Here is a 14052-nt window from a genome sequence, read left to right as displayed (position 1 = left end):
CCAAAACCAACATCCCGATCTCGCCGCCTGAAAATCCAGCCGGCTGCTTAAACCATCGAAATGAGGGGTCCCTTTTAGACGCCGATCACCCCGCTAACGGGGTCCTTTTTGCACGCCGATCCACATTCTAATCAATGAATCTTGGTATCAGTCGTGTTCCGCAAGGTCACCAACGGCTTCCGGTCCGACTGGGGTGCCCAGATCCACGCTGGATATAGATCCGTCACCGGAACCGCTCGTCTCAGCGGCAAATCGGCCCTCGTAGCCATCCGCGAACTCGTCGATGGCAGATTCGTGGTCGCCTGATCAGCGCACCAATTGCCGACCCCGTGAGCAATTACCCGTCAGCGGCCTGTGGGGCCTTATCGGCAGGTTCGTCGATATATTCCAGCCCGCCGAATGTGCCAACTATTTCAGCTCGTGCGGCTATGATCCAGACTCATCGAAATCCGCTCTAGGTACGCGCTCGAGAATTCTTCAGCTGCAAATACCCATCTCCCTCTGTGACCCATTTCAATATTAGATCGGGAAAGCGCACTCTCTATAATTCGAGGCATCAGCTGTACTAAAGCAACAAGCAGACGTTGATCATCAGCCGGCCGATCTTGTTCTATCAAAAAAGATTCAATGTTAGAGGAACTAAACGTAGCCAGTGTACCCCACTGATCGGATAACTCACTAGGCCACTGCTGGAACATTTTAGGCCAAGGCTGATGTTGCCGAAACTCCAAAGAAATTTCGCCGTCAATTATTTGAAACTTAAAACGAATAAATGGCCAAACGTTAGAACCATAAACAAGATTATTTATCTCTATCTCAATCTGAGAATGTCGATATCCAAAATGATAATCGAGAATTGACGCCATATCAAAAAAACTTTTATATGTTCCACATCCTATCGATGCAGGTCCACCAAGAGAAAAAGCTAGTTTTGGATCATTCCATATAGTTTCGAAGACTTTAGAATATCTAAGAGACGTTCCAAGTAAATAATCTATACGAGAAATTGTTTCTGCAATAAGAGCTGAAACTGAATATCGCTTGACCCTTTCTTTTGCTGCAAGCGCCATTGAGTGACGTGCATCATTGTTATTAAAAGATTCTATTATCATATTTTTTAGATCAGTAGGATTATCAGGTTCAGCAAGTAAGCCTTCAATTCCTTCGCGCAGAACTTCTTCAATACCAATTATTCTCGAGGTTACGATAGGGAGCCCTTCCTCCATTGCCTCAAGCACCGCCTGCGATGTACCACCTTCGTAGATGGTTGGAAAAACGAACAGATCACTTGTGCGTAGCCAAGGTCTAACATCCATGCGGAAACCTGTCATGGTCAGTTTATGAGATATGCCTAATTCTTTAGCGCGCGCCTTTAGCTGTGGACGCAGTTCACCATCTCCAATCCACAAAAAATGCGCTTTTGGAATTGTTTCTAATATTGAATTTAATATTTCTATATAAACATCGTAACCTTTTTGTTTAGAAAGTCGTCCTACAGTAGTAATTAGAAACGCGTCACCATCAATTCCAAATTCATTTCTTATATCGTCTATAGAATTATTAAAGTAATAGTTAGAACGATTAATGTCTAATAAGGAATTTAATCCTACGGCAGCAACATGAAAATGGTCAATTTCTCCCGGTTCAATGTCAAAACTGTGTTCGACTACTGCAGCGCCTAATCGTGAGGTGGCAAACCAGTGTTGACGAGATGTTCGTCCAATTTTTACCACTGCCAAAATTGCAGGATCAACATAAAATGGGGACGGCGGGACAAGTGCGAATTTAAGAAGGGTTGGAACCTTAAGATCTGCACAGGCTGCAACCATTCCCCAGCCTCGCAAAGGCCATGGGAAGGAGATGAAGACGACATCAGGAGCTTCCGCAGCTATTATTTCTCGTGCGCGCTGACGATGTTGCGAGATGATTCCAGAGTTGTCATTATCATTGACCTGTATGCCAAAGTCTAAGAAACGCATACCGTTTCTATCAGTAAAATCTACTAATATCTCTGTTGCGCCACATCGAGGAAAGCAAACAGAAACATCTATATCAAGAAACTGGGATAAAAACTTACCAAAAGTTAGTGCACTATATTCACAACCCCCATGTCCATTGCAAGGAATAAATAACAAGACCTTATTAAATGTTAAAATATATTATACTCCAATTTCGAAAAAATGCCATTATTTATAAAATGTAAATTATTCAGATAGTGACTTATCCTAAAAAAAAATTCGAGTTCAAGCTATAGTTTTCCTTGAAAAAGGATTAAGCCTCAGATTCAGTTTCTAAATACATGATGCCCGGGCCATGCGGCGGATCAAGACCCTTGTCGCAGCCGCGTAGAGGAAGGCGGTAGCGGACTGAGGGTGGCTGCGAAGTCCTTCGCTAACCGCCTGTTTCGTCCGAGCCAAGCGAAGGTGCGCTTGATCACCCATCGACGAGATGAACGGTAAAGCCGACCTGACCGGCTATTTCTTAACGATCACAATGCTGATGGATGTGGCATTGGCGACACGAGCGGCGCTGTACGCACTGTCCTCGAACGCCTTGGAGACAAAGGGATATCGGTGCCGAGATTGCTGCAACAAAGGGATGGCTCCGTCGCGATCCTGAACATCTCCAGCATGGATCAACAGTTCTAGGGCACGGCCATCGGTATCGACCATGGCATGCCGTCTTCGCCCCATGACTTTCTTCCCAGCATCTTAACTGCGTGGTACGCCTGGCTTCGTGGTTTTCGCAGACTGGCTGTCGATCACGGCAGCAGACGGTGCCTCCTCTCGCCCTTGACTGCTACTGTCAGCGATGACGAGGGCGTGATTAAGCGCCTAGAAAAGCTCCGGTCATGTAGAGATGCAAACCATCTGTAGACGGTTTGCCATGGCGGAAAAACAGGAGGCAGGCAGCGCCACGGAGCGCCCGTGCGTAGGATAAACAATTTGCCATCGAGCATCGAGCAACGCGCGCCACGACCAGCGCCGTGGCCTTCCATTTGCTGGGGTATCCAGCAGATGGCAGGCGACAATCCGCCATTCGGCGCCAGTTAGGCTGGTTGGGATATCGAAGATGATCGCGGCTATGCTGCCGCCGAGTGTCGCGGGTCGGCATCGTAGTTCTTATCGGCAATCACGATCATGTGCGGTCTCAGATGGTTGAACAGTTCGCCTATGACCTGACCGTCGTGCATCTGACTGGCGGTCAGGCTGAGCGACCGAGACAATTATCTCGATCCTCCCTTTTGTCGTTGCAGCCTGTTAGAGCGACCGGATGAAAGTGCTGTTGATCATCTGAATGTCGCCATCAAGCGCGACCGTGATGGCGTCCATCATTCGATCCCACACACCCGCCTTCCGCTCTCGCGCAAAGCGGCTGTAGCAGGTTGGACATAGCGTTCCGGTAAATCGCTATGGGGCACGGATCGAAATGCCGTTCGGCACGCACCAATCATCGGCGCGCGGAACGCCTCTGGGTTTGTTGGGCATCAGGGGCACGATCACTCGCCACTTGAAGACGTGAAACCAAGCAAGTGCGCCAGACTTTCGCGTCAATCAGTAGCCTCAATCCCAAGGTGCTTGTGCAGGCGAGCCTGCCGGAATAAGCATCATGTTATGATCGAGGGCCTGCCGGAGGCAGGTCGGTAAGCTTGCCTTGCAACACCATACGGCTTGTCTTAAACACTATGAAACATCAAAAACTTGGCGGCGTCTGCTGTCGCGTTTCTCAATATAAAAGATTAGAAAATCTATGCCGACTATTGCAATAATGGGTAATTGCCAGGCGCAGGAATTGGAGGCCATGACACTCATGTATTCCAATTGTCAGGTTATCACGCTGCCTCCTGTATTTATGATGACCGAAGGCGATGAAGATAAAATTCTTTCTAAGGTCGCAAACGCAGATATAATTTTCTCACAAAGGGTTGGTGATGATTATCCCATACGATATGCGCGCACCAATTACCTGAAGGATGTTTTTCCCAGCGTGATTTCGTGGCCCAATATATATCACTCAGGTTATTTCCCCGATGCACGATATGTCTATCTTGACGGGATTGGAAAGCTGGTGGGGCCATTAGATGATTATCATTTGGAAATTGTTCGCGCAGCTTATGTCGAAGGCTTGAGCGTTATCGACTGCCTGGCACAATACGAATTGGACAATTTCTTGGCGATGTATCCTGACCCGGTCGGCGCGTCGATTGCTGAGTTGCATGCCCGAGAAAATGATGTAGATTTGAAAATTTCAGATTTTATTCAAAGTAATGTTTTTGATAAAAAATTGTTTTATACAAGCAATCATCCTGTGCGGACTGTTCTACTTGAAATGATATCACGTATGCTGAAGGCCGTTGGTGTAGTTATTGAAAAGCCTGATTTTCATCCTTACGCCTTGTCAAAGATAAATTTGCCTGTCTATGAAGCTGTACGGCAATTATATGGAATCAAAGAATTACCGCTAGGATCTTTTGTTGGGATTGACCGACTTCATATTAATACGCCGATAGAAAGTACTGCGGCGCGTGTTTTCGAAGATCTTCAGGATGTTGTAGAGAGCTTCTATCGTTTTTACGATAGTGTTCCCGCGATAAAGGGTTAATATTGATGCTATCGATTTTTTCGAAGTTGCCTGCGGATATCTCGCCGAATTACGATATGAAGGTAAAATGTGACAGTCAGTCGTTGTCATTCTATAGTGATATTAGCTCATTCCTGGGTGATAACATTCCCGGTTATCACTCCAAGACATTATTGGATGTTGGTGCCCGGACTGCGGCAGGCACGGCATTACTGCGGGCAATCCACCATCCCTTGTCATTTGCTCGAATAAAGCTGGTCGATGTCACCGCACTAGATCTTGACGCTGCATCCATTGCGGCCGCCGCCTCCGAGTTTACGGACCTTAATTATCTAGTTCAGGATGTTGGTGAACTTGCTGGACAGCGGAATTGGGACATCGTTCTGTCAAGCCATACTATTGAACATGTGAGCGATCCCGACAGCTTTCTTGCGGCATTAATGGCGGTAGCAAACGATTACGTGCTGATTGCTTGCCCTTTCGCGGAAGATCATTTGATCGAAGGGCATGTGGCCCGGTTCAATATGGAATTTTTCGAGCGGCACGCATTTGATCAAGTGAAGGTATATCGCTCTCAACACTGGCACGGTGGCATGGCTTGCATAGCCTTGAAGAAGATTTAAGACTGAGATCAGAGCAGGGTCAGCGTTGATTTGTTTTGGGGGAAAGCGTGTTGGAAGAATCCGATCTCGTCGAGGATGGCCTTGACAGAGTGAATTCGCAGCCAGTTATCGAAGGTGCGTACAGAGGGGTTATCTACGGGACTCTTCCGTCGGGCGCGAAGAAAGACGTGGAGATATTTGCCAACGGCCTGAGCCTCGGCATTGCTTCCATTATATCGGCAGGGTCGAGTTCGCGTCAGTCGTTCATTCTCAAGGTTCCTGTCGACCTACTAGTGGCGGCGCCGGTCACGCTGGGCTGCCGTTTCGCGGGTGATGAGGATGAGGGCAATGTCCTGGAGTTGGCAGACAAATCGTCGGTGTTAGAATCTCTTACAGTCGCGACCGGACAGGCCGCGGTTTCTGGTGGCATGATTTCGGGTGTCCTTGAGCGGGTCAACCCCGATGCGCTTCCCTTGACTATATGTGTAACGACGCGCGGGCAGGTGATCGGCAAAAAAGTGCTGCCGCGGACTACCGGGCAAGTCGTCGGTCTAGCTGGCGCCCGTACTGGCGCGATCCCGGAAATAAGGTTCTCCATTCCGCTGCCAATCGATCTGCTCGATACGATCGGTGCTCGGATCTCAGTCCGGCTCGAAGGTGCGCAATGGGAACTGGACGGTTGCCCCATCCTAATCACCGTGTCGAATGGCGATACTATCTTGCATCGATTAAGTACAGCCGAGGCTCGGGTGGAAGAACTGACAGCGAACGTCAAAGATCTTCATGACAAACTAATCACGTCCTTAATGAAGCAATATGCCGATGTTATAATACCTCGGGTCGATGCGATTGTCACGTTGCAACGGACGGCACTGGAGCGGCAAATGGTTGCCTTGTCGCTGGCTGTCCCTGAACATCATTTCACGCCAATGCCGCGAGAGCTCCCGATGGATGCCTTGTTTATGCCTGGCCTGCCTTTTGTCGGACATGGTTGGGCTCCCAGTGCGCTGGGGCCGCGATTTCTTGCGGTTGGTCGGCAAGCTTTTGCGGCTTTTGAGATTGCAACCGATTATGACGCGGTAATCATCATCGAAGGCGGCGGGGATAGCTCAATCGAGGTCTTGCAGTCTATGGCGGTCCTTGCGGACGATAGGCCAGTCGACCTGACACATCATGCTGACACAGGAAGTGGTATATGGTGGTCGATGGGTAAGATCCCTCGAAACCAAATCGGTGCAGAAGGTCTTCTCATGCTCAAGATGCGAGGGCCTTCCGTCCGGTCGGGTAATCAAGTCGTGGCCGTTCGCCAAATCACTGTCCTGTCCATGGGATGGGGACATGATAAAACGGGTGGTTCCAGTGAACCTCGTTTGCTAGCGGGCTTCCATGATCATGACGAGATGCCCGACGGTACAGCTTTCCAGTGGATGTCGGGTAATGGCCTGATGGCAGTGCCTTGCGATCCGACGACACGCCGACTGGTAATCCGCGGACCGATGGTTCTTTCGGATGAGCAAGGCCGAAGCTTGCGCGTTTTGACCGAAAACGGCGATGTTTGCTCGTTGGACTGGGTTGTCGTTCCTGGAGGTTGGCAGGCCGAAATGGCTTTCACTCCGCCTGATCGCAGTTTTGCCCTTGTGCGTCTGATCTGTGATGCAAGGCAGCCGGATAATGGTGACACCCGCAGCCTGAGCGTAGCTATTTCGAATGCCGAATGTTTGGCTTGACGTCGATTTTACGACACCGGCGGGCATCCTTTCAATAATAGGCATAAAGAAATGCACGCACTTGTGGTTTCTCCGATCCCATCAGATCCCATCAATCAGGGCAATTCCGCACGGATCGGTCGATTTTGCGAATTGTTGCAATATCATGGCTATCGAGTTCATTTCGTTTATTATGGTCTTGAGGGGCTTAGTCCGCGCCAGGAGAGCGTGATGCGGGCTAGATGGGATTGGTTTCATTATGTCCAGCCTCGCATTAGCAAGACGCAAACCCGCAGCGACGGTTTTGGCATCGACGATTATTGCGGACCCGAACTGCCCGCTTACATTGAGCATCTCCAGCGCAGCTGGAGGTTCGATATCGCAGTGATCAATTATGTCTGGTCATCCCGTGTGGCCGAAGCTATCCGGCCGGAGACATTCAGTATAATCGACACTCATGATCTGTTCGGCGGCCGACAGCAGTTATTGCAGGAACAAGGCGTTGCTCCAGCTTGGTTCTTCTGCTCTCCGCAACAAGAAGCGATGGGGTTGGCGCGCGCCAATGCTGCAATAGCAATCCAGGATGCAGAGGCGCTGGTGTTGACCGGCAGGGTTGAAAATCAACTCTTCACCATTGGTCATATCCTGCCCAAAAGCTATCTTCCCGTGCCAACGCGGGCCGATCGCATTCGTGTTGGCTACCTGGCAAGCGGTAATCCAAGCAATCGTTTGTCCTTCGAGGAGTTAATTGAGTGCTTGAAGGATCGACCAGACATAACTGATCGGTTCGAATTCAGAATCGCGGGTGCGATTGGCCAATATGTTCCGAACGGTCAACCGGGTTTCGTCGCGCTCGGCTTTGTTGAAGACGCTGTTGAATTTTACCGGGATGTGGATCTCATCATCAACATCAACATTAGTGGCACCGGCCTCAAGATTAAGACGGTGGAAGCGCTGGCGCATGGCATGCCAATCATTACGACGCGAGACGGCATGTGTGGAATTGCGACGAATTGTAAAGGTCATCTATGCGATGACTTGCAAGAACTTCTTGACTGTCTCGAGGCAATCTCAGGAGAGGATGATCTTCTTAGGCTACGCGCCGAATCCTGCATAGTTTTTGAAAATTATACAAAGCAGCAATTGGCGAATTTTCGCGCCATGCTCGACGTTGCCAATAGCTATGTCATTGAAAGTCGCGCATCATGACAGGAAGCCCACTTATTTTCTTCTCACCACTGCCACCGCAGCGGAATGGCATTGCAGATTACAGCGATAGTTTGCTAGCTCCGCTGAGCAAACGGTACAGCATTACCGCTGTAGTAGCGGATGATGCCCCCACAACAGTGTCTCCACACTGCGACACTATCACCTATTCAGAATATGTTCATTATTCGCAGAGCTTGGCATCTCTGCCCCACGCATATCAGGTCGGTAACAACTTCGATCATTGCTATATGTTGCCGATGTTGGCGTCCATACCGGGGCTGGTAACGATCCACGATCTTTCGTTACAGCACATGTTGGGCTCATCGCTTCCCGGTGGGCCGGTCGGTGAAGGCTATTCCCAGCTGATGTTCGAGGCCTATGGTCGCGCCGGTGTGCTCGTCTCCAGAGATATCAAGCAATGGGGATGGCAATCGTCGATTGTTCACAGCGAGATGGGGCTCACACCAGCTCTGGTATCGCGCGCATCCGGAGTGGTGACCCATTCGCTGACTGGGAAGCTTCGACTGGCCGCAACCGGGATGGATGTGCCAATATTCCATATTCCTCATCCCTATCAGGAACGGGTCGAACCAATTGCTGCTGATCGCGACGCTGCCAAACGGCGCGCACGAATAAAATTAGGCCTACCAACCGATAAAGTTGTCCTTCTCTCACTAGGTTTCGTAACCCGAGCGAAGCGGATCGATCTAACCTTCAAGGTCATGCAGCAGTTCATGGCGAAGAACCTTGACGTGCTATTCGTCGTGGCTGGTCAAACCAACAAAGATGAATTTGATCTGGATGGCGAAATTGCTCGGTTGGACTTGCGCGACCACGTTATCACTCGGGGCTATGTGCCCGATGACGCTATGCTAGAATATTTAGCGGCCTGTGATGTTTTGGTTAACCTGCGATACCCTACTCTTGGTGAATCTTCGGGTTCGCTAGCCAATGGGCTAGGTGTGGGATGCTGTATCGTAGTCACCGACGTCGGTACATTCAGCGAGGTTCCAGACAGCTGCGCTGTTAAGGTGCCCGTCGAGCACATGACGCCATCGGGCCTGATGGAGGCGCTGTTGCCTCTCGTTTGCTTCCCGGCACTTCGCGCAGCCTATGAGGCCGCAAGTCGCAAGTTTGCAGTGGAACAGTTGCAAATGAACCAGTTCGTCGATCGATATGTTGAGGCTTTGGAAACTGTGTTCCCTAACGGCCGATCATCATATGCAACCCGCCAGCTCGACAGCCAAACAGTTACACTGGCACCCGTTGCAAGATCGCAGGTAGATGCGGCCGCTAATCAGCTGAGCGTCCGTCCCAGCACCGGACACAACCTGTGGTGGCATGGATTGATGCTGCCTGCTGCCCAATCGCCAGACAAGTGGCTGCATATCATTGGCGGCAATGCCTTTGAGGCTGAACTGGCGCGCGATGCATTCGGATGGGCCAATGTCAGGAACTATGCACTAACCCAGATATCAGATGTTGCTCGATGCGATGTTTTAATGGCCCTGTCCAGCTTCGACGAGTTTGCGGATGACGCTTCTACATTGTTGGCCGCTGCCGCCAACGCGCTACCGTCGAACGCGTCTTTTGTCGTCAGTCTGGTGGGAGAGGCGAGCTGCACCAGCAAGCACCTGGTTAATCGGCCGGCAATGGCAGACCTGTTTCTCCGCTACGGTTTTCGTGTCGTCCAAGATGTGGGCAATCCAACGGAAATATGGGATAGCATGTGGGAGCAAGATAGCGACCCCGAACGAGTCATTCTCGCCATTAAGGGCAGCGATGTTCTGTGGGATTCTTCGCATCGGATCGGATCGCGCTCAATCCAAAAGGATCTGACTACATGTTGACGCATGCCGATTGCCTCAATGCAGGCTGGTGGGATGTCGCGTCCGCATTGCCGGGCCTTATTGCTGGTTCCGGTTACGTACTTGAAATCGATAGATTATCTAGCTCGCTGCCGCCTTCTATGCGGGATGCCAATGCGCGGCTACGCTCGGTGGTCATTCCGCCGGTGTCTTACGCTATGGATGTGATCCGCCGCGGTATCACGCCACAGAGCACAGAAATTAATGTCGGTGAAACAATTTTCGCAGCACCCAAGAACGCCGATTATTTTCAGCAGATCGATCCGCTGTCCTATCGAACACACGAATGGCCCGATTATTTGCGAGGTCGCACTCTTGATACGTTCTTGCTGGGCATTCGAGATGTAAAGATGGTGGTCATCGGTGGCGATGCGTTGAGCCTCGACATGATCGTTCCTGCTGCAAGAGCTATGAAGTCCGTGCGGCCGGTGGTCGTTATCAGGTCCGATGGACATGATCGCCGGGCTGATGAGGTAATAGCTTTTCTGAAGCAGAACCTTGGGTTCGTTTTTCTCAAGAACGCAGATCTGCATCTGAATGCATCGAACGATGCCGATGAAGTTATAGCGGTAGGGCGATTAGACCAGCGATCTGAGCAGGCACCGCCTAATCCGATAATGACATCTCGAGGGCTTTTTGCGCCGGCAGATGTCGCTGTGGGACTGAAATATTTGAAGTCGCGCGCTAATTCGATTTGGCCTTCGGAGTGGCTCATTGACGTCCGCGAGCTATCTGGATTTTACAATCTGGGTCCTATCGAAAGCAGCGATGCATTCAGCTGGCGGTGGTCTGCGGGAAATGGCTCTAGCAAAATTTATATCGAGGTGCCCGCATCGGCGCGTTATGAGATAGTGCTCCACATACCTTTTGTTAACAGCACAGAGCCATGCCCGCAGCAGATCATGGTTAACGGGCAGAAAATAGACTTTATTTGGGAAGATAACAGTCACCTTTTGACCTTCGAAACCAAGGCCAATCGACAGTTGATTATCGAATTGCTGTGGCCTACGAAAATTGCAAGCGCCGAAGATGTCCGCAAATTAGGTTATGCATTTCACTCTGCTAAATTGAAGCGGGTTCAATAGATGGAGGGCGCCACGGCTTGATAGAGCCTTGCTCAGCATCAACTTATTTTACACGAGGATATTTCGATGAAGATGTCCGAACGTCTTCCTCTCTGTCATTCCTCTCGCTGCCATAGTTTCGTTCTGGCTACTGGTCCTAAACCTAGCACCTCTCTCGATCGTGAGCGGTACCTCTGACATAATCGACAGTCTCCTCGACCTATAAAGGCAAAATCGAGCAATATAGAGTTTCCTTTACATCCTTTCGTCCGCCCATGTTTTACTGGAGTCCCATGCGTAACCAATTCCTCTTCACCTCGGAATCCGTATCCGAAGGCCATCCCGACAAGGTCGCCGACCAGATTTCCGACTCGATAGTCGATCTCTTCCTGTCGAAAGATCCCGAAGCCCGCATCGCTTGCGAAACGCTGACCACGACCCAGCTCGTCGTCCTCGCCGGTGAAATCCGTTGCAAGGGCGTCTATGAAAACGGCGCCTGGGCGCCGGGCGCGCAGGAAGAAATCGAAGCCACCGTCCGCGAAACGGTCAAGCGTATTGGATACGAGCAGGACGGCTTCCACTGGCAGACCTTCCGCTTCGAAAACAACCTCCACGGCCAATCCGCCCACATCGCGCAGGGCGTCGATGAAAGCGGCAACAAGGATGAAGGCGCTGGCGATCAGGGGATCATGTTCGGCTATGCTTCGGACGAAACCCCCGACCTCATGCCCGCCACTCTCTATTACAGCCACAAGATCCTGGAACGCATGGCCGCCGATCGCCACGGCAAGGTCGTCGATTTCCTCGAACCCGACGCCAAGAGCCAGGTGACGCTTGAATATATCGATGAAAAGCCGGTCCGCGCCACCGCGCTGGTCGTCTCGACCCAGCACGCCGCAGGCATGGACAATGACGACAGCCGCGCCAAACTGCGCGCCTACGTCAGGGGCGTGATGGCCGACGTCCTGCCCAAAGGCTGGCTGCCCGGCGAAGAAGCCATCTACGTCAACCCGACCGGCCTGTTCGAAATCGGCGGCCCTGATGGCGACGCGGGCCTGACCGGCCGCAAAATCATCGTCGATACCTATGGCGGCGCATCGCCCCATGGCGGCGGCGCGTTCAGTGGCAAAGACCCGACAAAGGTCGACCGCTCGGCCGCCTACATCACCCGCTATCTGGCGAAGAACATCGTCGCCGCGGGCCTTGCCCGTCGCTGCACGATCCAGCTCAGCTACGCGATCGGCGTCGCCGAACCGCTTTCGCTCTATGTCGACCTGCACGGCACCGGCACGGTGGAAGAGCCCCCTATCGAGGCGGTCCTGCCTACCCTCGTCCGGCTGACGCCCAAGGGCATCCGCACCCATCTCGGCCTCAACAAGCCGATCTACCAGAAAACCGCTGCCTACGGCCATTTCGGCCGCACCCCGGACGGCGACTTCTTCCCCTGGGAAAAGACCGATCTGGTGGATGCGCTGAAGGCCGCACTGGCCTGATCTTAATCGCTAACGCAGCATAAGGGCTCTGAAGTAAAGCTTTGGCGCCCGATATTTGTACATGCTGAGGAGGGGGAGGTTTGCGATGTCTGTTGCGATCAAGCTCCGTGGAGATTTCAGCGCAGGCGATGTTCGTGCCTTTGCGCGTCGCTGCAAGGACGGGGCGCAGTACGTCGATTATTGGCAATCGCGACGATTCTGGACGGGCACAGCCGCAGCGATGCAGCCCATGTCGGCGGGGTGACGGGTTAAATCTTGCGGGATTGGGTCGTTCGCTTTAACGCTGAAGGCCCCGACGGGTTGATGACCCGCAAGGCGCCAGGGCCGACAACGATCCTCAATGACATCCGCCAGCTCAGAACACAGTAAATCGCGAGCAAATTCACAAGCCGCTCAGCTGGAGACCCGCAAAAACCGATTGCTACGTGGCTGGCAGCCTGACGGGTGATGATGGCGGTGCTGGCAGATGCTGAAGGGTCAGCATTTGGTCTGTTATCGAAGGCATTCTGGGCGATTTCATCCAGTTCCCCGGATTGGAGACAGACTCAGCCCATGCTTTCCCGGCGCTCATGGAAGATCAGCCTGTTGAAGTTGTAGGCGAGGTTGCAAAGGGTCAGTTTCGCTTCGGCGCGGGCCAGGCCGATGGTTCGGATGAACAGCCCGAACCTGTTCTTCTGATGGGCAAAGACGTGTTCGACATGAGCGCGGATCGAAGACTTGGCAGCGTTGGCCCGCGCGGTTGCTTTCGGCATGGGCTTGCCCTTGGGTTTACGCCGGTGAATTCAGGACGTGAGCATGCGGTCCGACAACCACTTCTCGTTGCGCTTTGAGCGATAGGCACTGTCGGCCCAGACCTCGGAACTGGTGTCATCCGTGCTGATGACCTGCCGGAGAAGACGCCCGTCGGCGGCCGATGCCGAAGTCACCGCCATCTCCCGGATGAAGCCGAAGCGCCGATCGATGCTGATGTGGGACTTGTAGCCGAAGACCGGCAGGGCGATCATAGGCAATGGCGTGCCATCCGCGCGATGGCGCACCTTGCCACCGATCTTGCCCTTCTGTAATACCCAGACCATGTCGCTGCACCTGGCGGAGATATCGCTCGCTATCGAACCAGGTGCCCACGGCGTGCTGCTGATGGATCAGGCCGGATGGCACATGACCGGGAAGCTGGAAGTACCCGATAATATCAGCATCGTTCCGCTGCCGCCAAAATGTCCTGAACTCAACCCGGTCGAAAATATCTGGCAGTTCATGCGCGATAACTGGCTATCCAACCGCATCTTCACGTCCCACGACAACATCGTCGACCTTTGCTGCGAAGCCTGGAACAGGCTGATCGATCAGCCCTGCTGGGGTGGACGGCCTCCGTACGGCATCAGAATGTGCCAGAGTGAGTCGTTAGCCCGCCTTATTCACCAAAAGTGTCCTGAAGGGTTGGCGGGAGTGGCGTAAGCCTCTGATCTGAATTAGGAACTGGGTGTCTAAGCCGAACCTGCCGCAGGGCAGAAAATGCCACGGGCCACACC

The 14052-nt window shown here is 52.2% G+C and carries 10 protein-coding genes and 5 pseudogenes; 10 read left to right on the top strand and 5 right to left on the bottom strand.

Features of this window, described 5'->3' with window-relative positions:
* Positions 1-147: 147 nt before the first annotated feature.
* Positions 148-306 (top strand): annotated as a pseudogene (locus WA070_RS07700) (IS66 family transposase); the annotation flags it as partial.
* A gap of 37 nt (positions 307-343) precedes the next feature.
* A pseudogene (locus WA070_RS07695) lies at positions 344-439 on the top strand (IS630 family transposase); the annotation flags it as partial.
* Here WA070_RS07695 and WA070_RS07690 read toward each other — a convergent pair.
* From WA070_RS07690 to WA070_RS07675, 4 genes and pseudogenes are all read right to left on the bottom strand, one after another.
* On the bottom strand, positions 414-1829 hold the full coding sequence (locus WA070_RS07690) for a glycosyltransferase (RefSeq protein ID WP_422633507.1): 1416 nt from the start codon (positions 1827-1829) through the stop codon (positions 414-416). The pseudogene WA070_RS07695 and the gene WA070_RS07690 sit on opposite strands and share 26 nt — an antisense overlap.
* A gap of 645 nt (positions 1830-2474) precedes the next feature.
* Positions 2475-2672 (bottom strand): hypothetical protein, encoded by a 198-nt coding sequence (locus WA070_RS07685; protein WP_422633505.1) that lies wholly within the window; start codon positions 2670-2672, stop codon positions 2475-2477.
* An 89-nt stretch (positions 2673-2761) separates the two neighbouring features.
* Positions 2762-2959 (bottom strand): transposase, encoded by a 198-nt coding sequence (locus tag WA070_RS07680; RefSeq protein WP_422633506.1) that lies wholly within the window; start codon positions 2957-2959, stop codon positions 2762-2764.
* 147 nt (positions 2960-3106) lie between these two features.
* Positions 3107-3488 (bottom strand): annotated as a pseudogene (locus tag WA070_RS07675) (IS5/IS1182 family transposase); the annotation flags it as partial.
* A gap of 262 nt (positions 3489-3750) precedes the next feature.
* Here WA070_RS07675 and WA070_RS07670 point away from each other — a divergent pair.
* The 7 genes from WA070_RS07670 to metK all read left to right on the top strand — a co-directional run bounded on the left by WA070_RS07670 (position 3751) and on the right by metK (position 12523).
* On the top strand, positions 3751-4602 hold the full coding sequence (locus WA070_RS07670; RefSeq protein ID WP_422633504.1) for a WcbI family polysaccharide biosynthesis putative acetyltransferase: 852 nt from the start codon (positions 3751-3753) through the stop codon (positions 4600-4602).
* 5 nt (positions 4603-4607) lie between these two features.
* A complete protein-coding gene (locus WA070_RS07665; protein WP_422633503.1) occupies positions 4608-5204 on the top strand; it encodes a class I SAM-dependent methyltransferase in 597 nt (198 codons plus the stop codon).
* 50 nt (positions 5205-5254) lie between these two features.
* Entirely contained in the window at positions 5255-6910 is a 1656-nt protein-coding gene (locus tag WA070_RS07660; protein WP_422633502.1) for a hypothetical protein, read from the top strand.
* Positions 6911-6961: 51 nt separating this feature from the next.
* Positions 6962-8098, top strand: coding sequence for a glycosyltransferase (locus WA070_RS07655; RefSeq protein ID WP_422633501.1), 1137 nt, complete (start codon positions 6962-6964; stop codon positions 8096-8098).
* Positions 8095-9948, top strand: coding sequence for a glycosyltransferase (locus WA070_RS07650; protein ID WP_422633500.1), 1854 nt, complete (start codon positions 8095-8097; stop codon positions 9946-9948). Before WA070_RS07655 ends, WA070_RS07650 begins: the two co-directional genes overlap by 4 nt.
* A complete protein-coding gene (locus WA070_RS07645; protein ID WP_422633499.1) occupies positions 9942-11051 on the top strand; it encodes a hypothetical protein in 1110 nt (369 codons plus the stop codon). Before WA070_RS07650 ends, WA070_RS07645 begins: the two co-directional genes overlap by 7 nt.
* A 272-nt stretch (positions 11052-11323) precedes the next feature.
* Entirely contained in the window at positions 11324-12523 is a 1200-nt protein-coding gene (metK, locus tag WA070_RS07640) for a methionine adenosyltransferase (protein ID WP_422633498.1), read from the top strand.
* Between the two features lie 545 nt (positions 12524-13068).
* On the opposite strand, the pseudogene WA070_RS07635 reads toward metK, so the two are convergent.
* A pseudogene (locus tag WA070_RS07635) lies at positions 13069-13527 on the bottom strand (transposase).
* Between the two features lie 49 nt (positions 13528-13576).
* On the opposite strand from WA070_RS07635, the pseudogene WA070_RS07630 reads away from it, so the two are divergent.
* A pseudogene (locus WA070_RS07630) lies at positions 13577-13873 on the top strand (transposase); the annotation flags it as partial.
* Between the last annotated feature and the right edge of the window lie 179 nt (positions 13874-14052).

It is taken from the genome of Sphingobium sp. (assembly GCF_049304695.1).
Taxonomy (GTDB): domain Bacteria; phylum Pseudomonadota; class Alphaproteobacteria; order Sphingomonadales; family Sphingomonadaceae; genus Sphingobium.
The sequence above is the reverse complement of the archived record's forward strand: the minus strand, read 5'-3'. Positions and strand labels throughout refer to the sequence as shown.

Bases quoted from the DNA above. Each gene is read 5' to 3' on its own strand.
- WA070_RS07690 (WP_422633507.1), bottom strand. From the start codon at position 1,829: ATGGTTGCAGCCTGTGCAGATCTTAAGGTTCCAACCCTTCTTAAATTC.
- WA070_RS07685 (WP_422633505.1), bottom strand. From the start codon at position 2,672: ATGGTCGATACCGATGGCCGTGCCCTAGAACTGTTGATCCATGCTGGA.
- WA070_RS07680 (WP_422633506.1), bottom strand. From the start codon at position 2,959: ATGCTCGATGGCAAATTGTTTATCCTACGCACGGGCGCTCCGTGGCGC.
- WA070_RS07670 (WP_422633504.1), top strand. From the start codon at position 3,751: ATGCCGACTATTGCAATAATGGGTAATTGCCAGGCGCAGGAATTGGAG.
- WA070_RS07665 (WP_422633503.1), top strand. From the start codon at position 4,608: ATGCTATCGATTTTTTCGAAGTTGCCTGCGGATATCTCGCCGAATTAC.
- WA070_RS07655 (WP_422633501.1), top strand. From the start codon at position 6,962: ATGCACGCACTTGTGGTTTCTCCGATCCCATCAGATCCCATCAATCAG.
- WA070_RS07650 (WP_422633500.1), top strand. From the start codon at position 8,095: ATGACAGGAAGCCCACTTATTTTCTTCTCACCACTGCCACCGCAGCGG.
- WA070_RS07645 (WP_422633499.1), top strand. From the start codon at position 9,942: ATGTTGACGCATGCCGATTGCCTCAATGCAGGCTGGTGGGATGTCGCG.
- metK (WP_422633498.1), top strand. From the start codon at position 11,324: ATGCGTAACCAATTCCTCTTCACCTCGGAATCCGTATCCGAAGGCCAT.